Below are 26,042 nucleotides of genomic sequence, written 5' to 3'. Positions count from 1 at the left end.
CCATCACTCCACGGGGTTGTACGGAAAGGCGCGATTCTACCGGCCAAAACCATGAATTTACAGAGGCGCGACAGCTAAGGACGACAAAGCGACAGATAATGTCGAACGGGCGACGATGACAGCCGATTCAGGAAGTGGCCGCCGCGTTTCCAGCCGCGGCTGTCGGCGCAGCCTTTTCAGGCGCGGGGACACGCTCAAGATGAATGTTGACCCGGCGGTTCTTCGCCCGGTTGGCGGGGTTGGTGTTGGGGGCCAGCGGGTAGCGCTCACCATGGAAACGCATGACGATCTGCGATTCCGGGATGCCATTGGCCTTGAAGAACTCCATCACCGACAGCGCCCGTCGACGCGACAGGTCGCGGTTGGTCAGGCGATTGCCACTGTTGTCCGAGTGACCGTCGAGTTCGATGTGATTGACGCTCGGGTCGGCCTTGATGAAGTCCAGCATCACCTGCAACTGGGCCTTGGCCTGGGCGTCCAGGTCGATGCCGCCGCCGGGAAAGCCGATCTCGGCCTGCTTCACCTGCTCGAAGTTCTTCGGCAGCAACTTGGCGGTGCAGGCCTGGAAGTCGCTGTAGGCCTGGGTGAACTTCACCGGCAGCAGCCGCACCTCGGAAACCCCACCGTCCCGCGAATAATGGCGAATGACCGGGCTGCGGCCATCGAGCAGGCCATGGAACAGACCACCGGCCTGGCCCTGGGAACTGTTGAACAATACATCGCCGTTGCCGACTTTCACCGACCCCAGGTTGATATCGCCGCGTCCCGGCTGCCAGGGGGCGGCCGCGGCCAGCAGGGTCGCCGAACCGCCACCGAGCACGTGGTTATAGGCTTTCAGGCGAAAGATCGCCTGCTCGCCGGCCCGGCGCACGAATTCGCCCGAACCGAAGTCGGTGATCGGCTGAGCCAGCCGGCACTCGAACTTGTCACCTTCCACCTTCCACTCGATGCTCTCCAGACGGGTCTGGAAAGTCAGCGCCATGGCAGGCAGGCTGGCGAACATACTGAGCAGGGCTAAATAACGCTGGCGCACGGGAGGCTCCAATGGTTCCACGACTTTGAGACTGGCGTACCGGTTCTACGCCATACGTTCTGGATATCGGTCGCGTGCGGCAAAACTTGATAGCGAGTGCCTGATAGAGTCTTTTCCGGTAGCATTCCCATCAGTTCGACCCGCCTGGAATCCCCAATGTCCGACCGCCTGACCCTGCTGCGTCCCGACGACTGGCATATTCATCTTCGCGATGGTGCTGTGTTACCCCACACTGTAGCGGATGTTGCGCGCACCTTTGGTCGCGCCATCATCATGCCCAACCTGGTGCCTCCGGTACGCAACGCCGCCGAAGCCGATGCCTATCGCCAGCGCATTCTCGCGGCCCGGCCGGCCGGCAGCCGTTTCGAACCGCTGATGGTGCTCTACCTCACCGACCGCACCCAGCCCGAGGAAATCCGCGCCGCCAAGGCCTGCGGTTTTGTCCACGCGGCCAAGCTCTATCCGGCCGGTGCGACCACCAACTCGGACTCCGGCGTGACCAGCGTGGACAAGATCTTCCCGGTCCTGGAAGCCATGGCCGAAGTCGGCATGCCCCTGCTGATCCACGGTGAAGTGACCCGCGGCGACGTCGACGTGTTCGACCGCGAGAAGCTGTTCATCGACGAACACATGCGTCGCGTGGTCGAGCATTTCCCGACGCTGAAAGTCGTGTTCGAACACATCACCACCGCCGACGCGGTGCAGTTCGTCAACGAGGCCCCGGCCAACGTCGGTGCGACCATCACTGCGCACCACCTGCTGTACAACCGCAACCACATGCTGGTGGGCGGTATCCGGCCGCACTTCTACTGCCTGCCGATCCTCAAGCGCAACACCCACCAGCAGGCCCTGCTCGACGCCGCCACCAGCGGCAACGAGAAGTTCTTCCTCGGCACCGACTCGGCTCCCCATGCCCAGCACGCCAAGGAAGCCGCCTGCGGTTGCGCCGGTTGCTACACCGCTTACGCAGCCATCGAGCTGTATGCCGAGGCGTTCGAACAACGCAATGCCCTGGACAAGCTCGAAGGCTTCGCCAGCTTGCACGGCCCACGCTTCTACGGCCTGGCCCCGAACAGCGAGCGCATCACCCTGGTCCGCGAAGAGTGGACCGCCCCCGCCAGCCTGCCATTTGGCGAGCTGTCCGTAATCCCGCTGCGCGCCGGTGAAAAACTGCGCTGGCGCCTGCTGGAGGAAACGCTGTGAGTGAAGACCATTTCGATGACGAACTGGAAGGCAATGGCAACTCAGGTGGCTCGCGCCACCCGATGGCCGCACGCTTTCGCGGCTACCTGCCGGTCGTCGTCGATGTAGAAACCGGTGGTTTCAACGCCGCTACCGACGCGCTGCTGGAAATCGCCGCGACCACCATCGGCATGGACGAAAAAGGTTTCGTGTTCCCCGAGCACACCTACTTCTTCCGCGTCGAACCCTTCGAAGGCGCCAATATCGAGGCCGCCGCCCTGGAGTTCACCGGGATCAAGCTCGATCACCCGCTGCGCATGGCCGTCAGCGAAGAAACCGCGCTGACCGACATCTTCCGTGGTGTGCGCAAGGCGCTGAAGGCCAACGGCTGCAAACGCGCGATCCTGGTCGGACACAACAGCAGTTTCGACCTGGGCTTCCTCAACGCCGCGGTCGCGCGACTGGACATGAAGCGCAACCCGTTTCATCCGTTCTCCAGCTTCGACACCGCCAGCCTCGCGGGCCTGGCTTATGGCCAGACCGTGCTGGCGAAGGCCTGCCAGGCCGCCGATATCGACTTCGACGGTCGCGAAGCCCACTCGGCGCGCTACGACACCGAGAAGACTGCCGAACTGTTCTGCGGCATCGTCAATCGCTGGAAGGAAATGGGCGGCTGGGAAGACTTCAACGACTGATCGCTCGTCAGAGCAGCTCCCGCCCATAAAAAAACCGGCCCTCAAGGCCGGTTTTTTTGTCCGTGAAACGGCGGCTTACAGCTTGCCGGCGTTCTCGGTCAGGTAAGCAGCAACGCCTTCTGGCGAAGCGTTCATGCCCTTGTCGCCTTTCTTCCAGTTGGCCGGGCAGACTTCACCGTGCTCTTCGTGGAATTGCAGGGCGTCGACCAGGCGGATCAGCTCTTCCATGTTACGGCCCAGCGGCAGGTCGTTGATGATCTGCGAACGGACAACACCCTTGTCGTCGATCAGGAACGCGCCACGGAAAGCCACGCCGCCTTCGGACTCAACGTCGTAGGCCTTGGCGATTTCGTGCTTCATGTCGGCAGCCATGGTGTACTTGACCTTGCCGATGCCGCCATCGTTGATGGCCGTGTTGCGCCAGGCGTTGTGGGTGAAGTGCGAGTCGATGGAAACGGCAACCACTTCAACGTTACGCGCCTTGAAATCGTCCATGCGGTGGTCCAGGGCGATCAGCTCGGACGGGCAGACAAAGGTGAAGTCCAGCGGGTAGAAGAACACCAGGCCGTATTTGCCTTTGATGGCCGAGGACAGGGTGAAGCTGTCGACGATTTCGCCATTGCCCAATACGGCCGGGACGGTGAAGTCGGGGGCTTGTTTGCCTACGAGTACGCTCATTGGATATCTCCTGGTGTAGTAACGTTCAGAACAAGATCGTGCGCCCAGCCTGCCAGCCTTGAGCGACAAGCCTGTGACACGATCCCGTGTCCTTGGAACCGACCATCATACACCGCGTTTTTTGACGCTCCTAAACGGTTTTTGCAAAGTCGTCCCGACACCGATCGCCAGGCGCCGGTCTCCGTTCGTCAGCCAATCGCCGAACTGACAAAAAGCTTACATAAACCACTTTGACAATCATTCTCGTTAACATTAAGATCCATGGCAATTGAGCCCTAACCAGCGACGGTTCTCACCTTATGTATGTCTGCCTCTGCACTGGCGTCACCGACGGACAAATCCGCGATGCGATCTTCGAGGGTTGCTGCAGCTACCGCGAAGTGCGCCAGGCGACCGGTGTTGCCAGCCAATGCGGCAAATGTGCGTGCCTGGCCAAGCAAGTGGTACGTGAAACCCTGACCGAGCTGCAAAGCAGCCAGGCTGCCCTGCCTTACGCGGTAGAATTTTCAGCGGCGTAAATACCGCGATTCAAAGAACCGGACTTGATGTCCGGTTTTTTTATGCCTGTAATTCAATCGCTTAGCGCCGAGACGCGGAACACAAACATTCTTATTCCGATTAATTTTCATATATTATTCAATAACTTAGGTTTGACACTCGAAGTTGCCGGGATCAAACTCTGCCTTATAGACAGCTATTACAGGGCAGGACCCCATCATGAAAGGCGACAAATCAGTCATCCAGCATCTCAACAAGATCCTTGCCAATGAACTGGTCGCGATCAATCAATACTTCCTGCATGCCCGCATGTATGAGGATTGGGGCCTGAACAAGCTGGGCAAGCACGAGTACCACGAGTCCATCGACGAGATGAAACACGCGGACAAGCTGATCAAGCGCATCCTGTTCCTCGAGGGCCTGCCGAACGTGCAGGACCTGGGCAAGCTGCATATCGGCGAGAACACCAAGGAAATGCTCGAGTGCGACCTGAAGATCGAAAGAACAGGCCACAAGGATCTGAAAGAAGCGATTGCCCACTGCGAAAAGACCGGTGACTTCGGCAGCCGCGAACTGCTGGAAGACATCCTCGAATCCGAAGAAGAACACATCGACTGGCTGGAAACCCAATTGGGCCTGATCGACAAGGTCGGTATTGAAAACTATCTGCAATCGCAGATGGGCGACGAATAACCCGCCTCCAGTAAAAAGCCCCGCCCTCTTATGGAGAGGCGGGGCTTTTTTATCCCCGGCAGCGCTGGACGCTGTCCGGGGTCTGGCGAAATCAGGCTTCGGTCTTGGCCGCGGCTTTTTCGGCAGCGTCCTTGATCAGGCTCTGCAGTTCACCGTTGGCGAACATTTCAGCCATGATGTCGCTACCGCCGACCAGCTCACCGCCGACCCACAGTTGCGGGAAGGTTGGCCAGTTGGCGTACTTCGGCAGGTTGGCGCGAATTTCCGGGTTCTGCAGGATGTCCACGTAGGCGAACTTCTCACCACAGCCCATGACAGCTTGAGCGGCTTTCGCGGAGAAGCCACATTGAGGGGCATTCGGCGAGCCTTTCATGTAAAGCAGAATGGTGTTGTTGGCAATCTGCTCTTTAATCGTTTCGATGATATCCATGGAACACCTCGGCTAAACTTTCCGACTCAGTTGTCGGCACGGTGACGCATTGTATCGGAAAGCCGAGCGTGGTGCTCGGTCTCCCCGACGGATATCGCGTCTGCCTGGCCGCCTGCGGCGGTTCGCGGGCAAGCCCGCGGCCATAATGTCCGCTGCCATACGCAAACCCCAGACTCAGGCCGCCGCCACCTGCACCGGAACGCCGTTCAGCGCAGCATTGCCCGACAATTCATCCAACTGGCGCTCATCGGTCAGGTCATTGGCGCTGGAGCCCGGCTGGCCGCTGGCGATGCTCATCTGCACGCCCGGCCGGGCATGCCCCCAACCATGGGGCAGGCTCACCACCCCCGGCATCATCTCCAGGCTGGCGAGTACCTCGACCTCGATCATCCCGACCCGCGAACTGACCCGGACCCGCTGCCCGTCATCGAGCCCGCGGCTGGCCAGGTCGTCGGGGTGCATCAGCAACTGGTGGCGCGGCTTGCCCTTCACCAGCCGATGGTAGTTGTGCATCCAGGAGTTGTTGCTGCGCACATGCCGCCGCCCAATCATCAGCAGTTCGCCCGCCTCGGGCACCTGCTGCGCGGCGAAGCGCGCCAGGTCGGCGAGGATCTCCGGCGGCGCGGCCTGGACACGCTGTTCCGGGGTTTTCAGGCGCTTGCCGAGATTCGGGCGCAAAGGCCCGAGGTCGACGCCATGGGGATGCCCGGCAAGGGCCTGTACCGACAGCTTGTGCTCGGAAGCATCGCCGTAACGCCCCAGGCGCAGCCCCATGTCGATCATCTGCGCCGGCGGCATCGTCGGCTTCAGTTCCTTGCCCGTCAGCGCGGCAAACGCCTTGGCCAGGCCGACAAAGATCTCCCAGTCATGCAGGGCGCCTTCCGGCTTGGCGAGGATCGCCCGGTTGAAACGCGTGACGTTGCGCACGGCGAACATGTTGAAGGTGGTGTCGTAGTGATCGTTCTCCAGCGCCGAGGTCGAGGGCAGGATCAGATCGGCGTAGCGGGTGGTCTCGTTGATATACAGGTCAATGCTGACCATGAATTCCAGGCCATCCAGCGCCTGTTCCAGTTGGCGGCCGTTGGGTGTCGACAGCACCGGGTTGCCGGCCACGGTGACCAGCGCCCGCACCTGCCCTTCGCCTTCGCTGAGCATTTCCTCGGCCAGCGCCGACACCGGCAGCTCGCCACCGTACTCCGGCAAGCCGGAAACCCGGCTCTGCCAACGGTTGAAATGCCCGCCCGCGGTCGAGGCCACCAGGTCCACCGCCGGGCTGGTGCACAACGCACCGCCGACCCGGTCGAGGTTGCCGGTCACCAGGTTGATCAGTTGCACCAACCAATGACAGAGCGTGCCGAAGGCCTGGGTGGAGACTCCCATGCGCCCGTAGCAGACGGCCTTGTCCGCCGCCGCGAAGTCACGCGCCAGCTGCCGGATCTGCTCGGCGGGCACGGCGCACAACGAGCTCATGGCCTCAGCCGTGAACCCGGCCACAGCCTCGCGGACGTCATCCAGGCCGTCCACCGGCAGATGGCTGTCACGGGTAAGACCTTCCTGGAACAGGGTACTGAGCAGGCCAAAGAGCAGCGCCGCGTCGCCGCCCGGGCGTATGAACAGGTGCTGGTCGGCCATGGCCGCGGTTTCGCTGCGGCGCGGATCGACCACCACCAGCTTGCCGCCACGTGCCTGGATGGCCTTCAGGCGCTTTTCCACATCCGGTACGGTCATGATGCTGCCGTTGGAGGCCAGCGGGTTGCCGCCCAGGATCAGCATGAAGTCGGTGTTGTCGATATCCGGGATCGGCAGCAGCAGGCCGTGGCCGTACATCAGGTAGCTGCTCAGGTGCTGCGGCAACTGGTCGACCGAAGTCGCGGAGAAACGGTTGCGGGTCTTCAGCAGACCGAGGAAGTAGTTGCTGTGGGTCATCAGCCCGTAGTTGTGCACGCTGGGATTGCCCTGGTAGATCGCCACGGCGTTCTGGCCATGCCGGGCCTGGATCGCCCCGAGGCGCTCGGCGACCAGGGCAAAGGCCGCCTCCCACTCGATCGGCTGCCATTCGCTGCCGACCCGCAGCATCGGCTGGCGCAGGCGATCCGGGTCATTCTGGATATCCTGCAGGGCCACGGCTTTCGGGCAGATATGACCACGACTGAAGGTATCCAGGGGGTCACCCTTGATCGAGGTGATCTGCACCCGGTCTTCGCTGGTGGTGGTTTCGATGGTCAGGCCACAAATGGCTTCGCACAGATGGCAGGCACGGTGATGAAGAGTCTTGGTCATGGCCAGTCTCTGTTTTATTCGAGGCAACCTCGCTCAGGTTGCGGGAATAGAACTATGGCCCGTGACGGATAAGCCCGCCAGCGACGTTCGTCTTGTGAATCGAGGGGCATCAGGCGAGCCGATGACGGCCGCGAGAATCAGGCCAGGGGGAGTCTGGGGGCGGGTTGCAGCTGGATTTCCTGGACGGTTTCGACCTGCTCGTGGGCGACATGCACGCCGGTCAGTTCGCCGATCAGACGCCAGTGCTCGTCGAGACCGGAACTGATGGTGGCCATGCGGTCGATCATGCGCCGCCCGGCCGCACGGGTGACTTCGTCCTCGCTACGTAACAATTCGAAAGACATTGACGTCACGGAAGCGGTCATATGCGTCAGCGCCTGGGCGGTCAGCCTGAGCAACTCCATGAGTTGCTGTTCCTTCGATTCCATTCCAAAGCCTCCGTGTGTCTGCAATGACACATTTATAACCTAGCAGCATAGTTTAGGAAATGTTTCCGCTTGTGCCCGAGAGCGTGATGCTGCACGCAAACACCCCGACCGGAGATTCAGAAAACGACCAGAAGCCGCCTGTAGCCGCCGCCTTCAATTGCCAAGCGACGCGACGCCAGTGTACAAGTGCACCGGCTGTAATGATGACAACAGGCTTGGACAGACGCGGAAAAGCCGCTGGGAACAGCTCCATTCCCTCCCTTCGGCGCGCCAAAACAAAGCCTCCTATTGGTAACACGCGACATTTTCTTATACGATCGCGTCTTCCCCTATTTCGTCGCCCCGTGCGGCTTACGCCGCAGGTCTCGCCCGTTTTTCCGAAAAACCCGGCTTTGAGCATCTGCGGTCTGTTGCAAAAAGGTAGTTAATGATGAGCGCAAGGCACTTTCTCTCCCTGATGGATTGCACGCCCGAAGAGCTGGTCAGCGTGATTCGTCGAGGCATCGAGCTGAAGGACCTGCGTGATCGCGGCGTACTGTTCGAGCCACTCAAGGGTCGGATTCTCGGCATGATTTTCGAGAAGTCCTCGACGCGTACCCGCGTCTCGTTCGAGGCCGGCATGATCCAGCTCGGCGGCCAGGCGATCTTCCTTTCGCCACGCGACACCCAACTGGGCCGTGGCGAGCCGATCGGCGACAGCGCCATCGTCCTGTCGAGCATGCTCGACGTGGTCATGCTGCGTACGTTCAAGCACAGCACCCTCACCGAATTCGCCGCCAATTCCCGCGTCCCGGTGATCAACGGCCTGTCCGATGACCTGCACCCCTGCCAGTTGCTGGCCGACATGCAGACCTTCCTCGAACACCGCGGCTCGATCCAGGGCAAGACCGTGACCTGGATCGGCGACGGCAACAACATGTGCAACAGCTATATCGAAGCGGCGATCCAGTTCGACTTCCAACTGCGCATCAGTTGCCCCGAGGGCTACGAACCCAGCCCCGCGCTGCTGGCCCTGGCCGGCGAGCGGGTACGCCTGGTCCGCGATCCGCGGGAGGCCGTGCGTGGCTCGCACCTGGTGAGCACCGATGTCTGGACCTCCATGGGCCAGGAAGAGGAAACCGCCAAGCGCCTCGCCCTCTTCGCGCCGCTGCAAGTCACCCGCGAACTGCTCGACCTGGCCGCTCCCGACGTGCTGTTCCTGCATTGCCTGCCGGCCCACCGTGGCGAGGAAATCAGCCTCGACCTGCTCGACGACCCGCGTTCGGTCGCCTGGGACCAGGCCGAGAACCGCCTGCATGCGCAAAAGGCCCTGCTGGAGTTCCTGGTCCGGCCGGCGTACCGCCCGGCATGAGTCATCCGCTGCTGTTGAATCTGCGCGACCTGGCCTGCGGTTATCAGGACCAGCGGGTGGTGCAGAACCTCAACCTGCACCTGAACGCCGGCGATATCGGCTGCCTGCTGGGCTCCTCCGGTTGTGGCAAGACCACCACCCTGCGCGCCATCGCCGGCTTCGAGCCGATCCATGAAGGCGAGATCCGGCTGGCGGGCGAAGTCATCTCCAGCGCCGGGTTCACCCTGGCCCCGGAGAAACGCCGGATCGGCATGGTGTTTCAGGACTACGCGCTGTTCCCGCACCTGAGCGTCGCGCAAAACATCGCCTTCGGCATCCGCAAGCACCCGCAGAAAAACCGTGTCATCGATGAGTTGCTGGAGCTGGTCAACCTCAAGGGCCTGGGCAAGCGGTATCCTCATGAGCTCTCCGGCGGCCAGCAGCAACGCGTGGCCCTGGCCCGCGCCCTGGCTCCGGAGCCGCAGTTGCTGCTGCTCGACGAACCCTTCTCCAACCTCGATGGTGAACTGCGGCGCAAGCTCAGCCAGGAAGTACGCGACATCCTCAAGCTGCGCGGCACCAGCGCGATCCTGGTCACCCATGACCAGGAGGAAGCCTTCGCGGTCAGCGACCATGTCGGTGTGTTCAAGGAAGGTCGGCTGGAGCAGTGGGACACCCCGTACAACCTCTATCACGAGCCGGCGACTCCTTTTGTCGCCAGCTTTATCGGCCAGGGCTACTTCATCCGCGGGCAACTGAGCAGTCCGGAGTCGGTGCAGACCGAACTGGGCATGCTGCGCGGCAACCGGGCCTATGCCTGGCCCGTGGGCGGCCCGGTGGACGTGCTGCTGCGTCCGGACGATATCGTCCACGCCCCCCACAGCCCGCTGAAGGCGCGGGTCATCGGCAAGACGTTCCTCGGTGCTTCGACCCTCTATCGCCTGCGACTGCCGACCGGCAGCCAGCTGGAGTCGATCTTCCCCAGCCATGCCGATCACCTGCCGGGAGACGATGTCGGCATTCGCGTCGCGGCCGAACACCTGGTGCTGTTCCAGGCGTCGAACCACGCGACCTGAGCCGGAGCGGCGGCGTAGCTCCGGTGTTCTCAGGCCAGGCTCAGCCGCCCGCTCGCCACCAGCGTCGCCTTGCCACCGATCTTCACCCGATCGCCTTCCAGGCGGCAGGACAACTCGCCGCCCCGCTGCGAACACTGGTAAGCCGTCAAGGCGGTCTTGCCCAGGCGTTGCGCCCAGTAGGGAATCAGCGCGCAATGGGTCGAGCCGGTGACCGGGTCCTCGTTGATGCCAATGGCGGGGGCAAAATAGCGCGAGACAAAATCATGCTGCTGGCCCGGCGCGGTAACGATCACCCCGGGCCAGGGCAGCTTCGCCACTGCCGCCCAATCGGGCGCGCATTCACGTACCGCCTGTTCCGAGGCCAGCACCACGAACAACTCGTTGGCCCCGAGCACATCGACCACTGTCGTGCCCAGCGCCCGTTCGATCTCCAGGGTGACTCCGAGCCCGCCAGGCGCCCTGACCGGAAAATCCAGCCATAGAAGATCGCCCTCGCGACTGACGCTCAGCGGACCGGACTTGCAGACGAAGTCGATACTTTCCAGGCTTTCGCCATAGACCTCGAACAGGACAAAGGCACTGGCCAGGGTCGCGTGACCACAAAGGGGAACTTCGGTGGTGGGGGTAAACCAGCGAATGCGCCATCCCGATTCCTCGCGGACCACAAACGCGGTTTCCGCCAGATTGTGCTCGGCGGCAATCTTCTGCATCAGTTCGTCGGCCAGCCAAGCGTCGAGCCGATAGACCATAGCCGGGTTGCCGCCGAAGGGGCGCTCGCTGAAAGCGTCGACCTGGTGAAATTCAAGCTGCATGGCGTCATCTCCCTGTTTTTGCCAGCCAGCATGACGTCGACGTCGCCCGACGCCTAGTGACAGAAACGCCTGATTTCCACCATACAGCCCGCCGATCAGGCCCGGCCGATATCCGCGAACTTCGCCTGGGTGTGTTCGGCCAGCACCGCCGGCGCCAACTCCACCTCCAGGCCACGACGCCCGGCGCTGACAAAAATGCTCGCGAAGGACTGCGCGCTCTGGTCGATAAAAGTCCGCAGGCGCTTCTTCTGTCCCAGCGGGCTGATACCGCCCAACAGATAGCCGGTGGCCCGCTGGGCCGCGGCAGGATCGGCCATTTCGACTTTCTTGACCCCTGCCGCGTGGGCCAGGGCCTTCAGATCCAGACTTCCGACGACCGGTACCACCGCCACCAGCAATTCGGCTTTTTCGCTGCTGGCGAGCAAGGTCTTGAACACCTGGGCCGGCGCGAGGCCGAGCTTCTCCGCAGCCTCCAGGCCATAGGAAGCGGCTTTCGGATCATGTTCGTAACTGTGCACACGATGTTCGGCACGAACTTTTTTCAGCAAGTCCAAGGCAGGGGTCATGGTCATTCCCGACGGGTAGGAAGATAAGCCCGGATTTTAGGCCATCCCAGGGGAAAAGGCTCTATTACCGACGTGCAAGCGTCTATTTCAAGCTAAAGGACAGGTCGAAAGCATCATCCCCAGCGCCCGACTCCGACAGACAAAACCATTCCATTCATCCGATCAATAGTCAGAATGTGGACGATAGTTCAATTTCGACCTTTGACAGCAGTGTTTCTTGTCTATATTTTTTCGAATCTGAAGATAAAAGTCCTACACCAGCAGTACCCAGCGACACACCGCTTTCAGGGATGGGGATCCCCGCAAGTCGGCGAAAGACCACGCCAACCAACGGGATTGGCGTCAGACAACAACAAAAATCGAGGTATCCAATGACCACCGCTTTGAAACAACCGTCGCTGTCGGGACAATGCATTGCCGAGTTTCTCGGTACCGCATTATTGATTTTCTTCGGCACGGGTTGCGTTGCCGCGCTCAAGGTCGCGGGTGCCAGCTTTGGTCTGTGGGAAATCAGCATCATCTGGGGGATCGGAGTCAGCATGGCGATCTACCTGACCGCCGGCGTTTCCGGCGCTCACCTCAATCCGGCCGTCAGCATTGCGCTGTGCCTGTTCGCTGACTTCGAAAAACGCAAACTGCCGTTCTACATTCTCGCCCAGGTCGCCGGCGCCTTCTGTGCCGCCGCGTTGGTTTACACGCTTTACAGCAACCTCTTCTTCGATTTCGAACAGACACACCACATGATCCGTGGTTCGCAGGCCAGCCTGGAACTGGCTTCGGTGTTCTCCACCTACCCGCATCCGGCCCTGACCACCGCCCAGGCGTTCCTGGTCGAAGTGGTGATCACCGCCATCCTGATGGGTGTGATCATGTCCCTGACCGACGACAACAACGGTTTGCCCAACGGCCCCCTGGCGCCGCTGCTGATCGGCCTGCTGATTGCCGTGATCGGCAGTGCGATGGGCCCGCTGACCGGCTTCGCGATGAACCCGGCACGGGATTTCGGTCCGAAGCTGATGACCTTCTTCGCCGGCTGGGGTGAAATAGCCTTTACCGGCGGACGCGATATCCCGTATTTCCTGATTCCGATTTTTGCACCGATTGTCGGTGCCTGCCTTGGCGCTGTGCTGTATCGCGGGATGATTGCCCGCCATCTGCCCGGTGCCGCCGTTGTTGTAGAGGATGAACCGACGACCGCTGCCAAAAAGGTCCAGGCTTCCTGAAACACCGCAACATGCCCGACCCTGCGGGCGTTGTTTTCCCTGACGACGTCCGCCGACCCCATTTTTCCCTATTTCAGTCCAAGGCAATCGAAAATGACCGACATTCAGAATAAGAACTACATCATTGCCCTCGATCAGGGTACGACCAGCTCCCGGGCGATCATCTTCGACCGCGACGCCAACGTGGTCTGCACCGCCCAACGTGAATTCCAGCAGCACTATCCGCAAGCCGGCTGGGTCGAACATGATCCGATGGAGATCTTCGCCACCCAGAGCGCGGTGATGGTCGAGGCCCTGGCACAGGCCGGCCTGCACCATGACCAGGTCGCCGCCATCGGTATCACCAACCAGCGGGAAACCACCGTGGTCTGGGACAAGACCACCGGCCGCCCGATCTACAACGCGATCGTCTGGCAATGTCGTCGCAGCACCGAGATCTGCCAGCAGCTCAAGCGCGACGGCCATGAAGACTACATCCGCGAAACCACCGGCCTGGTCACCGACCCGTACTTCTCCGGGACCAAGCTGAAATGGATCCTCGACAACGTCGAAGGCAGCCGCGAACGCGCACGCAATGGCGAGCTGCTGTTCGGCACCGTCGACAGCTGGCTGATCTGGAAATTCACCGGCGGCAAGACCCACGTCACCGACTACACCAACGCCTCGCGCACCCTGCTCTTCAACATCCACTCCCTGGAATGGGATGCGAAGATGCTGGAGCTCCTGGACATTCCCCGGGAAATGCTCCCGGAAGTGAAATCGTCCTCGGAAATCTACGGCCGCACCAAGAGCGGCATCGCCATCGGCGGGATCGCCGGCGACCAGCAGGCCGCCCTGTTCGGCCAGATGTGCGTGGAGCCCGGCCAGGCCAAGAACACCTATGGCACCGGCTGCTTCCTGCTGATGAACACCGGCACCAAGGCGGTGAAATCCAACCACGGCATGCTCACCACCATCGCCTGCGGGCCCCGCGGTGAAGTGGCCTACGCCCTGGAAGGGGCGGTGTTCAACGGCGGTTCCACGGTGCAATGGCTGCGTGACGAGTTGAAGATCATCAACGACGCCCACGACACCGAGTACTTCGCCAACAAGGTCAAGGACAGCAACGGCGTCTACCTGGTCCCGGCCTTTACCGGCCTGGGCGCGCCGTACTGGGACCCCTATGCCCGTGGCGCACTGTTCGGCCTGACCCGTGGCGTGCGGGTCGACCACATCATCCGCGCGGCCCTGGAATCGATTGCCTACCAGACCCGCGACGTGCTGGACGCCATGCAGCAGGATTCGGGCGAGCGCCTCAAGGCGTTGCGCGTCGACGGTGGCGCGGTGGCGAACAACTTCCTCATGCAGTTCCAGGCCGACATCCTCGGCACCCAGGTCGAGCGCCCGCAAATGCGCGAGACCACCGCCCTCGGCGCCGCCTACCTGGCTGGCCTGGCGTGCGGCTTCTGGGGCAGCCTGGAAGAATTGCGCGGCAAGGCGGTGATCGAGCGTGAGTTCGAACCGCAACTGGCCGAAGTCGAGAAGGAAAAACTCTACGACGGCTGGAAAAAGGCCGTGAGCCGTACCCGCGACTGGGAACCCCACGAAGGCAGCAACTAATCCGGACACGCCCCCTGTAGGAGCCGGCTTGCCGGCTCCTACAGGGGACTTAACCGACAGACATTGCCCGATTTACGACGCAACCACCGCTCCTCCACGATTCATTGGCCCTGCAAGTGGCAGACAGGTCCTTCCTGCGGCATGATGGAAGAATTTGTACGGCAGCCCAAAAGGACGCCCCATGAATCTGCCTCCCCGCCAGCAGCAAATCCTCGAACTGGTCCGCGAACGCGGCTATGTCAGCATCGAGGAAATGGCCCAGTTATTTGTCGTCACCCCGCAAACCATCCGCCGCGATATCAACCAGCTGGCGGACTCCAACCTGCTGCGCCGCTACCACGGAGGGGCCGCCTACGACTCCAGCGTGGAGAACACCGCCTACGCCATGCGCGCCGACCAGATGCGCGATGAAAAGCAGCGTATCGCCGAGTCCATCGCCGCACAGATCCCCGATCACGCCTCGCTGTTCATCAATATCGGCACCACCACCGAATCCATTGCCCGCGCGCTGCTCAACCACAACCAGCTGAAGATCATCACCAACAACCTGCATGTGGCGTCGATCCTCAGTGCCAAGGACGACTTCGAAGTGCAACTGGCCGGCGGCAACGTCCGTCGCGACGGCGGCGTGGTGGGCCAGGCCAGCGTCGACTTCATCAACCAGTTCAAGGTCGACTTCGCCCTCGTCGGCATCAGCGGTATTGATGAAGACGGCAGCCTGCTGGACTTCGACTATCAGGAAGTGCGGGTTTCCCAGGCGATCATCGCCAATGCCCGCCAGGTCATTCTGGCGGCGGACTCCAGCAAGTTCGGCCGCAATGCCATGGTGCGCCTGGGGCCGATCACCCTGATCGACTGCCTGGTAACCGACCAGGCCCCGGTCCCGGCCCTGGCGCAACTGCTCAACCAGCACAAGATCCGCCTGGAAGTGGTCTGAGTTTCAATCGCTGATCGTTGACGATCGTTCCTACGCTCCGCGTCCGTCCTGCAGGTGACGCGGAGCGTCGCGGGCTGCATGCCCACGCGGAGCGCAGGAACGATCATGCCGCCATATCCCGCCCGGGCGCATCGTCGATCGCCCTACAATGTTCGATAATTTTCCTTTCAGCCTGTATTGATCAATTTTTTCAATCAGACTTCGGTGGTCGTGTGCGCGTTTATCCGCTACTATTTTCGAAAATGAACATTAATGTTCGAATTCAAATATAGAAAGACCAACGCGAGGCTCACCCATGACCCCCAGCACCTTGCCTGCACCACCCCTTGCCGAGATCTATGACATCGCCGTGATTGGCGGTGGTATCAATGGTGTCGGGATTGCCGCGGACGCAGCCGGTCGCGGTCTTTCGGTGTTCCTTTGCGAAAAGGACGACCTCGCCAGCCATACCTCGTCGGCCAGCAGCAAGCTGATCCACGGTGGCCTGCGCTATCTGGAGCACTACGAGTTCCGCCTGGTGCGCGAAGCGCTGGCCGAACGCGAAGTGCTGCTCGCCAAGGCGCCCCATATCGTCAAGCCGATGCGTTTTGTCCTGCCGCACCGCCCGCACCTGCGTCCGGCCTGGATGATCCGTGCCGGCCTGTTCCTGTATGACCACCTGGGCAAGCGCGAAAAACTCGCCGGCTCCCGCAGCCTGAAATTCGGTGCCGACAGCCCGCTCAAGGCCGAGATCAGCAAAGGCTTCGAATACTCCGACTGCTGGGTCGACGACGCCCGCCTGGTCGTTCTCAACGCCATGGCCGCCCGCGAGAAAGGCGCCCATATCCACACCCGCACCCGTTGCGTCAGTGCTCGTCGCAGCAAGGGCCAGTGGCACCTGGAAATGGAGCGCGCCGATGGCGCCCGCTTCTCGATCCAGGCCAAGGCCCTGGTCAACGCGGCCGGCCCATGGGTCGCCAAATTCATCAAGGATGACCTGAAACTGGATTCGCCCTACGGCATCCGCCTGATCCAGGGCAGTCACCTGATCGTGCCGCGCCTCTACGAAGGCGAACACGCGCACATCCTGCAGAACGAAGACCAGCGCATCGTGTTCACCATTCCGTACCTGGAACGATTCACCCTGATCGGCACCACCGACCGTGAATACCAGGGCGATCCGGCCAAGGTCACGATCACCGAGGCGGAAACCGACTACCTGCTCAAGGTGGTCAACGCGCACTTCAAGAAGCAGCTGGCCCGCGGCGATATCCTGCACAGCTACTCCGGCGTCCGGCCGCTGTGCAATGACGAATCCGACAACCCGTCGGCGGTCACCCGCGACTACACCCTGGCCCTCTCCGCGAATACCGGGGAAGCGCCGTTGCTGTCGGTATTCGGCGGCAAGCTGACCACCTACCGCAAGCTGGCCGAGTCGGCGATGGCCCAGTTGCTGCCATTCTTCACCCAGATGCGCCCGAGCTGGACCGCCACCGCGACGCTGCCCGGCGGTGAGCAGATGACCACGCCACAGGCCCTGGCCCAAGCGATCCGCAGCCGTTTCGACTGGGTGCCGAGCGAGATCGCCCGTCGCTGGGCCACCAGCTACGGCAACCGGACCTGGCGCCTGCTGGAAGGCGTGCAGGACCTGGCCGACCTGGGCGAGCACCTCGGTGGCGGCCTCTACAGCCGCGAAGTGGATTACCTGTGCAGCGAGGAATGGGCCACCACCGCCCAGGACATCCTCTGGCGCCGCAGCAAGCTCGGCCTGTTCACCAGCCCGGCGGAGCAGCAGCAACTGCAGGACTATCTCGACAAGCTCGAACAGCATCGCAGCAAGATCGAAGCGGCCTGATTCCAGGCCAGTCGGGGGCCTTTGCAGGAGCCGGCTGGCCGGCGATGAGGCCCCCAAGCCTTGCAGCGTCGATCAGGACGCCATCGCCGGCCAGCCGGTTCCCACAAGTTCCAGGCCAACCGCAAGATCCTCACAAGCGTCGAAAACAAGCCATTCCCACCGCCCCTTCCCCATTCGGCTTTCCGAACGCCATCACGGGCCAGTATTCGGCTTACCGGACGATAGCTCCCGCCTCGCCGCCTCTACTCGAACTAAAATCCCTTTAAAATCAACACCTAAATCCCTCTCGCCTGGCCTGGCATGACTCATGCTCTACACTTCTGAGCGAATGTTCTGTCCGCCCTTGAGCCGGTCGAACCGTTCGAGGTATCCGAGAGTCGATTGAACGGCTCCATAAAAAAAACAATCTCGAGGAAATTATCTGATGCGCATCGTTCCCCATATCCTGGGCGCAGCAATCGCTGCCGCTCTGATCAGCACTCCAGTTTTCGCCGCCGAACTGACCGGCACCCTGAAGAAGATCAAAGAGTCCGGTACCATCACCCTCGGGCATCGCGACAGCTCCATTCCGTTTTCCTACATCGCGGATGCTTCCGGCAAGCCAGTGGGTTACTCCCACGACATTCAGCTGGCCATCGTCGAGGCCCTGAAAAAAGACCTGAACAAGCCCGACCTGCAGGCCAAGTACAACCTGGTCACCTCGCAAACCCGTATTCCGCTGGTTCAGAACGGCACCGTCGACATCGAGTGCGGTTCCACCACCAACAATGCCGAACGCGCCCAGCAAGTTGACTTCACCATCAACATGTTCGAAATCGGCACCCGTCTGCTGGTCAAGAAAGACAAGGATGGCAACCCATCCTACAAAGACTTTGCCGATCTGAAAGGCAAGAACGTCGTGACCACCGCCGGCACCACGTCCGAACGCATCATCAAGGCGATGAACGCCGACAAGCAGATGGGCATGAACGTCATCTCCGCCAAGGACCACGGCGAATCCTTCCAGATGCTGGAAAGCGGTCGCGCCGTGGCGTTCATGATGGACGACGCCCTGCTGGCCGGTGAAGAAGCCAAGGCCAAGAAGCCGGATGACTGGGTCATCACCGGTACTCCACAGTCCTTCGAAGCCTACGCCTGCATGGTTCGCAAAGACGACCCGGCCTTCAAGAAAGCGGTGGATGACGCCATCGTCGCGCTCTACAAGTCCGGCGAGATCAACAAGATCTACAGCAAGTGGTTCGAAAGCCCGATTCCACCGAAAGGCCTGAACCTGAACTTCCCGATGAGCGACAAGGTGAAGGAGCTGATTTCCAATCCAAGCGACAAGCCAGCGCCTGAAGTAAAAATCTGAGTCGCGACTAACCTTGTTTCCAGGGCCGCCGCGGCAGCCCTGGAAGCCTGTTGACCACCTGCTGTACTGGCTTCTTATTGATTGCATGGAACAACACTCGGACCGCGAGCGGTGCGCGTGTGCCTGACGAACGCTGTCGGGCGGGGCGGAGTCCCGGGGAAGCACGTGCTTGTACATCGATCGAATCCGAGGGGAGACCCTAATGAATTACAACTGGGACTGGGGCGTGTTCTTCAAGTCCACCGGCGTGGGCAGCGAGACCTATCTCGACTGGTATATCGCCGGCCTGGGCTGGACCATCGCCATCGCCGTCGTGGCCTGGCTTGTCGCCTTGCTGCTTGGCTCCATTCTTGGCGTCATGCGCACGGTGCCAAACCGCATCGTATCGGGCATCGCGACCTGCTACGTGGAGCTGTTCCGCAACGTGCCACTGCTGGTCCAGCTGTTCATCTGGTACTTCCTGGTACCCGACCTGCTGCCGCAGAACCTGCAGGACTGGTACAAGCAGGACCTGAACCCGACCACCTCGGCCTACCTCAGCGTCGTCATCTGCCTCGGCCTGTTCACCGCCGCGCGGGTCTGCGAACAGGTACGCACCGGAATCCAGGCACTGCCACGCGGCCAGGAAGCGGCCGCCCGCGCCATGGGCTTCAAGCTGCCGCAGATCTACTGGAACGTGCTGCTGCCCCAGGCCTATCGCATCATCATTCCGCCGCTTACCTCGGAATTCCTCAACGTCTTCAAGAACTCGTCCGTGGCCTCGCTGATCGGCCTGATGGAACTGCTCGCGCAGACCAAGCAGACCGCCGAATTCTCCGCCAACCTGTTCGAAGCCTTCACCCTGGCGACACTGATCTACTTCACCCTGAACATGAGCCTGATGCTGCTCATGCGCGTGGTCGAGAAGAAAGTCTCGGTGCCCGGCCTGATCTCCGTGGGGGGTAAATAATGGAATTCGACTTCAGTGACATCGTCCCGGCCATTCCCGGCCTGTGGAACGGCATGCTGATGACCCTGCAACTGATGATTCTCGGCGTCGTCGGCGGGATCATCCTCGGCACCATCCTGGCGTTGATGCGCCTGTCCCACAGCAAGCTGCTGTCGCGGGTCGCCGGGGCCTACGTCAACTATTTCCGCTCGATCCCGCTGCTGCTGGTGATCACTTGGTTCTACCTGGCGGTCCCCTTCGTATTGCGCTGGATCACAGGCGAAGACACACCGATCGGTGCGTTCACCTCCTGCATCGTGGCCTTCATGATGTTCGAGGCGGCGTATTTCTGTGAAATCGTCCGGGCCGGCGTGCAGTCGATCCCCAAGGGCCAGATGGGTGCCGCCCAGGCGCTGGGCATGGGTTATGGCCAGACCATGCGCCTGATCATCCTGCCCCAGGCGTTCCGCAAGATGACCCCGTTGCTGCTGCAACAGAGCATCATCCTGTTCCAGGACACCTCGCTGGTCTACACCGTCGGCCTGGTGGACTTCCTCAACGCCTCGCGCTCGAGCGGTGACATCGTCGGCCGTTCCAACGAGTTCCTGATCTTCGCCGGTCTGGTCTACTTCACAATCAGCTTTGCCGCCTCGCTGCTGGTCAAGCGTCTGCAAAAAAGGTTTGCCGTATGATCTCTATCAAGAACATCAACAAGTGGTATGGCGACTTCCAGGTGCTGACCGATTGCAGCACCGAAGTCAAAAAGGGTGAAGTGGTCGTGGTCTGTGGCCCGTCGGGCTCCGGCAAGTCGACCCTGATCAAGTGCGTGAACGCCCTGGAACCCTTCCAGAAAGGCGATATCGTGGTCGACGGCACCTCCATCGCCGACCCGAAGACCAACCTGCCGCAGCTGCGTTCGCGGGTGGGCATGGTGTTCCAGCACTTCGAGCTGTTCCCCCACCTGACCATCACCGAGAACCTGACCATCGCGCAGATCAAGGTCCTCGGCCGCAGCAAGGAAGAAGCGACGAAGAAAGGCCTGCAACTGCTCGAGCGCGTCGGCCTGTCGGCCCATGCCCACAAGCACCCCGGCCAGCTTTCCGGGGGCCAGCAGCAGCGCGTGGCGATTGCCCGGGCCCTGGCGATGGATCCGATCGTCATGCTGTTCGACGAACCGACCTCTGCGCTCGACCCGGAAATGGTCAACGAAGTGCTCGACGTGATGGTCCAGCTGGCCCATGAAGGCATGACCATGATGTGCGTGACCCACGAAATGGGGTTCGCCCGCAAGGTCGCCAGCCGCGTGATCTTCATGGACCAGGGCAAGATCATCGAAGACTGCAACAAGGACGAGTTCTTCGGCGACATCAGCGCCCGCTCCGACCGTGCGCAGCACTTCCTCGAGAAAATCCTGCAGCACTGAAACGGCCAGGCTCGCACGCCCGCAAGGGCGCGCGAGCAGGTATAGGTAGGAGCGGGTTTGCCCGCGAAGGCGTTATTCCAGGCGATATCCGGTTTCGCGACCCGTATCGCTTTCGCGGGCAAGCCCGCTCCTACAGGTTCCGCGTACACCCCGATCAGTGTTTCCACAAGAAAGACGATCTGGTTGACCCAAGGCATCTGTGATGAAATGCGACCCCAATTCCTATCGCGCGACGCCGCCATCACTCGCCGTGAAACCCCGCCTGATCCGCCACCTGTTCCTGCCGCCCCTGGTCATCCTGCTGATGATCGGCCTGGGTTATGCCGGCTATCGCATCAGCGAACACTACGGCATCCGCACCCTCAGCGAGAGCGGTGAACGGGCGCTGGAGCTGCATGCCCGGACCGTCGAGAGCGAGATCAGCAAGTACACCTACCTCCCCAGCCTGCTGGAGCTCGAATCCAGCGTCTCGGCCCTGCTCAAGGACCCCGACGCCGAACACCGCCAGACCGTCAACGAATACCTCGAAGGCCTCAACCGCCGCAGCCGCAGCAGGGCGATCTATGTCCTGGATACCACCGGCCGGGTCCTCGCCACCAGCAACTGGCGCGACGCCGACAGCTACCTGGGCGAAGACCTGTCGTTCCGCGCCTACTTCCAGGACGCCGTGCGCGGCCAGCCCGGACGCTTCTACGGCATCGGCAGCACCCTCGGCGAGCCGGGCTACTACCTGGCCCACGGGCTCGAGGAGCAAGGCAAGATCATCGGCGTGGCAGTGATCAAGGTCCGCCTCGAAGCCCTCGAAGAACGCTGGCAGCGAGCACGCCTGGAAGCCTTCGTCAGCGACGAGAACGGCATCATCATTCTCTCCAGCGATCCGACCCGGCGCCTCAAGTCGGTCCGGCCGCTGACCCCGGAGATCAAGGAGCGCCTGGCGCGCAGCCTGCAATACTACTGGTGGCCGCTGAACGAACTGCAGCCGCTGGCCCGCGAACGCCTGGCCGAAGGGGTGGAAACCCTGACCTTCCCCGCCAACAGCGAGCTGGTCAAGGACGGCGATAATGTCAGCTACCTGGCGCAGACCCGTGGCCTCGCCGACACGCCCTGGCATTTCACCCTGCTCACACCGTTGCAGGACCTGCGCCGGGAAGCCGCCAACCAGGGCATCCTGGTGGCGGTGGCCTTCGCCCTGGTGGCATTCCTGCTGATCGCCTGGAACGAGCGACGCAAGGTGATCGCAACCCGGCTGGCCGCTCGCGAAGCCTTGCAGGAAGCCAACAACCAGCTGGAACGACGGATCACCGAACGCACCGTCGACCTGCGCGCCAGCAATGACCGCCTCAAGGACCAGATCCGCGAACGGCGCCAGGCCGAGGAAACCCTGCGCCGCGCCCAGGACGAACTGGTCCAGGCCGGCAAGCTGGCCGCCATCGGGCAGATGTCCACCAGTATCGCCCATGAACTGAACCAGCCGCTGGCGGCCTTGCGCACCCTGTCCGGCAATACCGTGCGTTTTCTCGAACGCGGCGAGCTGGAGACTGCCAGCACCAACCTGCGGACCATCAACGAACTGATCGATCGCATGGGCCGCATCACCGCCAGCCTGCGCTCCTTCGCCCGGCGCGGCGACGACAAGGGCGAGGCGAGCCTGGGCAAGGCCATCGAGGCGGCCCTGCAGGTCCTCAACAGCCGGATCGAGGCGCTGCACCTGGAAAGCCATCGCGACTATGACGATGTCCAGCTGGCGATCGACCAGACGCGCCTGGAACAGATCCTCGTCAACCTGATCGGCAACGCCCTCGATGCCATGCAGGCGCAGCCGCTGCCGGAACTGTGGCTGGAAGGCGACTTCGTCGAGGGCAAGTATCGCCTGCTGGTACGCGACAACGGCCATGGCATCGAACTCGAAGCACGCAAGCACCTGTTCGAACCCTTCTTCACCACCAAGCCCGGAGAACAGGGCCTGGGGCTGGGCCTGACCCTTTCCGCGAGCCTTGCCGCGGCAGCCGGCGGCCACCTGGGGGTGGAACACCCGGCCACCGGCGGCACCGCTTTCGTCCTCCATTTACCGCGGGTCAACCCTGCCAAGGCCGAGCCGATATGAACAACGACCTGACCGTCCTGATCGTCGAAGACGATCCCCATGTGCTGCTCGGCTGCCAGCAGGCGCTGTCCCTGGAGGATATTCCCAGCGAAGGCGTCGGCAGTGCCGAAGAAGCCCTGGCGCGGATCGGTGACAACTTTCCCGGCATCGTCATCAGCGATATCCGCCTGCCGGGTATCGACGGCCTGGAACTGCTGACCCGCCTCAAGGCCCGCGATCGCAGCCTGCCGGTGGTGCTGATCACCGGCCATGGCGATATCTCCATGGCGGTCGGCGCGATGCGCAGCGGTGCCTACGATTTCATGGAAAAACCCTTTTCTCCCGAGCGCCTGGTCGAAGTCGCCCGCCGCGCCCTGGAACAACGCGGCCTGGCGCGGGAAGTCTGGTCGTTGCGGCGGCAACTGGCCGAGCGCGACTCCCTCGAGGGGCGGATCATCGGCCGCTCGCCGGCCATGCAGAATCTGCGGGAATTGATCGCCAACGTCGCCGATACCTCGGCCAACGTGCTGATCGAAGGTGAAACCGGAACCGGCAAGGAACTGGTCGCCCGCTGCCTGCACGACTTCAGCCGCCGCCAGTCGCAACAGTTCGTCGCCCTCAACTGCGGCGGCCTGCCGGAAAACCTTTTCGAAAGCGAGATCTTCGGCCACGAGGCCAATGCCTTCACCGGTGCCGGCAAACGCCGGATCGGCAAGATCGAACACGCCCATGGTGGCACGCTGTTTCTCGATGAAGTGGAAAGCATGCCGATTGCGCTGCAGATCAAACTGCTGCGCGTCCTGCAGGAACGCACCCTGGAACGCCTGGGCTCGAACCAGAGCGTGGCGGTGGACTGCCGGGTGATCGCTGCCACCAAGTCCGACCTGGATGAACTGGGCAAGGCTGGCGAATTCCGCAGCGACCTGTATTACCGCCTGAACGTGGTGACCCTGGAACTGCCACCCCTGCGCGAGCGGCGCGAGGATATCCTGCAACTGTTCGAACACTTCCTGCAGCAGTCCTCGTTGCGCTTTGACCGCGCCGCGCCGGAGCTGGACAACCAGACCCTGTCGAACCTGATGAGCCACGACTGGCCGGGCAACGTGCGCGAACTGCGCAATGTCGCCGAGCGCTTCGCCCTCGGCCTGCCGGCCTTCAAGAAGTCCGGCACGCAGAGCACCGGCGGCCTGGGCTTCGCCGAAGCGGTCGAGGCTTTCGAGCGCAACCTGCTCAACGACGCCCTGCAGCGCAGCGGCGGCAACCTGACCCAGGCCAGCCAGGAACTGGGCATGGCCAAGACCACCCTGTTCGACAAGGTCAAGAAATACGGCCTAAGCCACTGAATAGGGATTGGCTCTTCAAGGCTGCGCCTGGTGTGCTGGCGAGCATCGGCCTGCGCTTGCAGGGCTGAACTCACTCACGAACACATCGCACACCTGTAGGCGCTGGCTTGCCAGCGATAGCGATCGGTCAGCCAACATGACCTTCGACCGGCCAACCGCTATCGCCAGCAAGCCGGCTCCCACGGATGTACCTGCGCATTCAAGATCCCGTGGCATGGCTGGCCCGTCCTTTGCATTTACCCGGCAAAGCCCGCAATGCCTGCCTTTCAGCCTGGCCAGGTACTTTGATGTGGGGGCGCTGCCACGGATAAATCGACGTTGTGAACATTTTAGATCTCGACCACAGCCTGACGGCCCAGGCGCCGATCCGGCACCTGCTCGACAGCGGTCGCGCGAAACGCCTGGACCTGCTGGACCTGGGCCCCAAACTGCGACTCTGGACCACCGAACGCCATTACCGCCGCTTTGCCGAACGCCTGCGCCAGCTTCCGGCGCCCGCCACCGGCAAGCCGTACATCTATTTCGTCGGCTCCGGCGACTACCATCACCTGACCCCGGCCTTCCTCGGCAACCTGCCGGAGCCGGTCAGCCTGATCCACTTCGACAACCATCCCGACTGGGTGCACCTGGCTCCACGCCGGCATTGCGGCTCGTGGGTCAACCGCGCGCTGAAGCTGCCGAACATCAAGCGTATCGTCACCCTCGGCCCATGCAGCGAAGACCTCGATACCCCGCAACTGCGCGGCGGCAATCTCGGTGCCCTGCGCCGCGGCGACCTGCAGCTGTTTCCCTGGCAGCATGCGCCGTCCAAGGTCTGGGGGCGGATCGGCGACGGTGCCGGCCACCAGCAGCAGGAAAACCACCTGCACTGGCGCAACCTGGCCGACGAACACTGGCCGGACTTCCTCGACCGGCTGATCCGGGACCTGCCCACCGAGGCCATCTGGATCACCATCGACAAGGACGTACTGGCCAGCGAAGATGCCGCCACCAACTGGGACCAGGGCGGCATGCGCCTGACCCACCTGCTCGATGCCATCCGGGCCCTGGCCGCGCACAAGCGCATCCTCGGCATCGATATCTGCGGCGAATTCGCCAAACCGGCCTTCAGCAACGCCTTCAAGCGCTGGGAAGCCAAATCCGATCAACCGCCGGCCGAACGCTGGAGCGCCGCTGACCTGCAGCGCAACGCGACCACCAACCAGGCGTTGATCACGCTGTTCGAGGAGCTGTTTCCGTGACCCTGACCGTTGTTCTGCTGGTGGCCTTTTCCATTGTCCTCGACGTGGTCGGCCAACTCTGTTTCAAGATCGGCCTGGACCGCTTGCCGGAACTCGAAGGCGGCTTTCGCCTGAATGCCTTCTGGGGCCAGGTGTTCAATGCGCCCCTGCTGTGGTGCGGCATCGGCGCCTATGCCGTCGAATTCCTGGTCTGGCTCGAGGCGCTGTCGCGGGCCCCGCTGAGCCTGCTGTTCCCTTCCGCCGCGCTGGCCTATTGCGGGGTGGTCCTGGCGGGCAAGCTGGTGCTCGGGGAAACCGTCAGCCGGCGCCGCTGGATGGGCACGCTGGTGATCACCCTGGGCGTCATGCTGGTTGCCATCGCCGGTAGCTGAGACTCAAT

Annotated in this window: 25 protein-coding genes; 18 read left to right on the top strand and 7 right to left on the bottom strand. The window is 62.1% G+C overall.

Annotated features, from left to right (window positions below; all coding sequences use genetic code 11):
* Window positions 1-127: 127 nt before the first annotated feature.
* The gene (locus tag ACL9RJ_RS31250; RefSeq protein ID WP_017126312.1) at window positions 128-1,033 is read right to left on the bottom strand and encodes a flagellar protein MotY; all 906 of its coding nucleotides are present in this window, start codon (window positions 1,031-1,033) and stop codon (window positions 128-130) included.
* A gap of 156 nt (window positions 1,034-1,189) precedes the next feature.
* Here ACL9RJ_RS31250 and pyrC point away from each other — a divergent pair, with 156 nt between their 5' ends.
* Complete coding sequence (gene pyrC, locus ACL9RJ_RS31245; protein ID WP_017126313.1) at window positions 1,190-2,236, top strand: dihydroorotase; 1,047 nt, start codon at window positions 1,190-1,192, stop codon at window positions 2,234-2,236.
* A complete protein-coding gene (gene rnt / locus ACL9RJ_RS31240; RefSeq protein ID WP_017126314.1) occupies window positions 2,233-2,910 on the top strand; it encodes a ribonuclease T in 678 nt (225 codons plus the stop codon). Before pyrC ends, rnt begins: the two co-directional genes overlap by 4 nt.
* A gap of 75 nt (window positions 2,911-2,985) precedes the next feature.
* Here the strand turns inward: rnt and ACL9RJ_RS31235 are convergent, their stop codons facing one another.
* A complete protein-coding gene (locus tag ACL9RJ_RS31235) occupies window positions 2,986-3,588 on the bottom strand; it encodes a peroxiredoxin (RefSeq protein WP_017126315.1) in 603 nt (200 codons plus the stop codon).
* Window positions 3,589-3,887: 299 nt separating this feature from the next.
* On the opposite strand from ACL9RJ_RS31235, the gene ACL9RJ_RS31230 reads away from it, so the two are divergent.
* Together ACL9RJ_RS31230 and bfr are read left to right on the top strand one after the other, a co-directional pair.
* Complete coding sequence (locus ACL9RJ_RS31230) at window positions 3,888-4,106, top strand: bacterioferritin-associated ferredoxin (RefSeq protein ID WP_017126316.1); 219 nt, start codon at window positions 3,888-3,890, stop codon at window positions 4,104-4,106.
* Between the two features lie 199 nt (window positions 4,107-4,305).
* Window positions 4,306-4,779 carry a bacterioferritin gene (gene bfr, locus ACL9RJ_RS31225; RefSeq protein WP_017126317.1) on the top strand — a complete coding sequence of 158 codons (474 nt, stop codon included), beginning with the start codon at window positions 4,306-4,308 and terminating at the stop codon, window positions 4,777-4,779.
* A gap of 91 nt (window positions 4,780-4,870) precedes the next feature.
* On the opposite strand, the gene grxD is transcribed toward bfr, so the two are convergent.
* The 3 genes from grxD to ACL9RJ_RS31210 all read right to left on the bottom strand — a co-directional run bounded on the left by grxD (window position 4,871) and on the right by ACL9RJ_RS31210 (window position 7,917).
* On the bottom strand, window positions 4,871-5,209 hold the full coding sequence (gene grxD, locus ACL9RJ_RS31220; protein ID WP_017126318.1) for a Grx4 family monothiol glutaredoxin: 339 nt from the start codon (window positions 5,207-5,209) through the stop codon (window positions 4,871-4,873).
* 174 nt (window positions 5,210-5,383) lie between these two features.
* Window positions 5,384-7,489, bottom strand: a complete 2,106-nt coding sequence (locus ACL9RJ_RS31215; RefSeq protein WP_017126319.1) for a molybdopterin oxidoreductase family protein — start codon at window positions 7,487-7,489, stop codon at window positions 5,384-5,386.
* Between the two features lie 137 nt (window positions 7,490-7,626).
* Window positions 7,627-7,917 carry a hypothetical protein gene (locus tag ACL9RJ_RS31210; protein ID WP_017126320.1) on the bottom strand — a complete coding sequence of 97 codons (291 nt, stop codon included), beginning with the start codon at window positions 7,915-7,917 and terminating at the stop codon, window positions 7,627-7,629.
* 430 nt (window positions 7,918-8,347) lie between these two features.
* Here ACL9RJ_RS31210 and argF point away from each other — a divergent pair, with 430 nt between their 5' ends.
* Window positions 8,348-9,268 carry an ornithine carbamoyltransferase gene (gene argF, locus ACL9RJ_RS31205; RefSeq protein WP_042935328.1) on the top strand — a complete coding sequence of 307 codons (921 nt, stop codon included), beginning with the start codon at window positions 8,348-8,350 and terminating at the stop codon, window positions 9,266-9,268.
* Window positions 9,265-10,323, top strand: a complete 1,059-nt coding sequence (locus ACL9RJ_RS31200; RefSeq protein WP_017126322.1) for an ABC transporter ATP-binding protein — start codon at window positions 9,265-9,267, stop codon at window positions 10,321-10,323. The genes argF and ACL9RJ_RS31200 overlap by 4 nt, the downstream gene beginning before the upstream one ends.
* Window positions 10,324-10,352: 29 nt before the next feature.
* Here ACL9RJ_RS31200 and ACL9RJ_RS31195 read toward each other — a convergent pair whose 3' ends face one another.
* Both ACL9RJ_RS31195 and ybaK read right to left on the bottom strand, forming a co-directional pair.
* Window positions 10,353-11,135 carry a PhzF family phenazine biosynthesis protein gene (locus ACL9RJ_RS31195; RefSeq protein ID WP_017126323.1) on the bottom strand — a complete coding sequence of 261 codons (783 nt, stop codon included), beginning with the start codon at window positions 11,133-11,135 and terminating at the stop codon, window positions 10,353-10,355.
* 95 nt (window positions 11,136-11,230) lie between these two features.
* Window positions 11,231-11,701 (bottom strand): Cys-tRNA(Pro) deacylase, encoded by a 471-nt coding sequence (gene ybaK / locus ACL9RJ_RS31190; RefSeq protein WP_103033029.1) that lies wholly within the window; start codon window positions 11,699-11,701, stop codon window positions 11,231-11,233.
* 371 nt (window positions 11,702-12,072) lie between these two features.
* On the opposite strand from ybaK, the gene ACL9RJ_RS31185 reads away from it, so the two are divergent.
* The 12 genes from ACL9RJ_RS31185 to ACL9RJ_RS31130 all read left to right on the top strand — a co-directional run bounded on the left by ACL9RJ_RS31185 (window position 12,073) and on the right by ACL9RJ_RS31130 (window position 26,034).
* Window positions 12,073-12,924 (top strand): MIP/aquaporin family protein, encoded by an 852-nt coding sequence (locus tag ACL9RJ_RS31185; protein WP_017126325.1) that lies wholly within the window; start codon window positions 12,073-12,075, stop codon window positions 12,922-12,924.
* Window positions 12,925-13,017: 93 nt separating this feature from the next.
* Complete coding sequence (gene glpK, locus ACL9RJ_RS31180) at window positions 13,018-14,523, top strand: glycerol kinase GlpK (RefSeq protein ID WP_017126326.1); 1,506 nt, start codon at window positions 13,018-13,020, stop codon at window positions 14,521-14,523.
* A gap of 181 nt (window positions 14,524-14,704) precedes the next feature.
* On the top strand, window positions 14,705-15,460 hold the full coding sequence (locus ACL9RJ_RS31175; RefSeq protein WP_017126327.1) for a DeoR/GlpR family transcriptional regulator: 756 nt from the start codon (window positions 14,705-14,707) through the stop codon (window positions 15,458-15,460).
* A 295-nt stretch (window positions 15,461-15,755) separates the two neighbouring features.
* The gene (gene glpD / locus ACL9RJ_RS31170; protein ID WP_017126328.1) at window positions 15,756-17,294 is read left to right on the top strand and encodes a glycerol-3-phosphate dehydrogenase; all 1,539 of its coding nucleotides are present in this window, start codon (window positions 15,756-15,758) and stop codon (window positions 17,292-17,294) included.
* Between the two features lie 424 nt (window positions 17,295-17,718).
* Complete coding sequence (locus tag ACL9RJ_RS31165; RefSeq protein WP_017126329.1) at window positions 17,719-18,645, top strand: glutamate/aspartate ABC transporter substrate-binding protein; 927 nt, start codon at window positions 17,719-17,721, stop codon at window positions 18,643-18,645.
* Between the two features lie 202 nt (window positions 18,646-18,847).
* Window positions 18,848-19,594: an amino acid ABC transporter permease gene (locus ACL9RJ_RS31160; RefSeq protein ID WP_017126330.1), complete on the top strand. Its 747-nt coding sequence runs from the start codon at window positions 18,848-18,850 to the stop codon at window positions 19,592-19,594.
* A complete protein-coding gene (locus ACL9RJ_RS31155) occupies window positions 19,594-20,265 on the top strand; it encodes an amino acid ABC transporter permease (RefSeq protein WP_017126331.1) in 672 nt (223 codons plus the stop codon). The genes ACL9RJ_RS31160 and ACL9RJ_RS31155 overlap by 1 nt, the downstream gene beginning before the upstream one ends.
* Entirely contained in the window at window positions 20,262-20,996 is a 735-nt protein-coding gene (locus ACL9RJ_RS31150) for an amino acid ABC transporter ATP-binding protein (protein ID WP_017126332.1), read from the top strand. Before ACL9RJ_RS31155 ends, ACL9RJ_RS31150 begins: the two co-directional genes overlap by 4 nt.
* 202 nt (window positions 20,997-21,198) lie before the next feature.
* Window positions 21,199-23,100 carry a sensor histidine kinase gene (locus ACL9RJ_RS31145; RefSeq protein ID WP_017126333.1) on the top strand — a complete coding sequence of 634 codons (1,902 nt, stop codon included), beginning with the start codon at window positions 21,199-21,201 and terminating at the stop codon, window positions 23,098-23,100.
* The gene (locus ACL9RJ_RS31140; protein ID WP_177084365.1) at window positions 23,097-24,422 is read left to right on the top strand and encodes a sigma-54-dependent transcriptional regulator; all 1,326 of its coding nucleotides are present in this window, start codon (window positions 23,097-23,099) and stop codon (window positions 24,420-24,422) included. Before ACL9RJ_RS31145 ends, ACL9RJ_RS31140 begins: the two co-directional genes overlap by 4 nt.
* A 320-nt stretch (window positions 24,423-24,742) precedes the next feature.
* A complete protein-coding gene (locus tag ACL9RJ_RS31135; RefSeq protein ID WP_178989762.1) occupies window positions 24,743-25,663 on the top strand; it encodes an arginase in 921 nt (306 codons plus the stop codon).
* Window positions 25,660-26,034 carry a transporter gene (locus tag ACL9RJ_RS31130; RefSeq protein ID WP_017126336.1) on the top strand — a complete coding sequence of 125 codons (375 nt, stop codon included), beginning with the start codon at window positions 25,660-25,662 and terminating at the stop codon, window positions 26,032-26,034. Before ACL9RJ_RS31135 ends, ACL9RJ_RS31130 begins: the two co-directional genes overlap by 4 nt.
* The last annotated feature ends 8 nt before the right edge of the window (window positions 26,035-26,042 follow it).

It is taken from the genome of Pseudomonas sp. Mn2068 (assembly GCF_049319725.1).
Lineage (GTDB): Bacteria > Pseudomonadota > Gammaproteobacteria > Pseudomonadales > Pseudomonadaceae > Aquipseudomonas > Aquipseudomonas gingeri.
The sequence above is the reverse complement of the archived record's forward strand: the minus strand, read 5'-3'. Positions and strand labels throughout refer to the sequence as shown.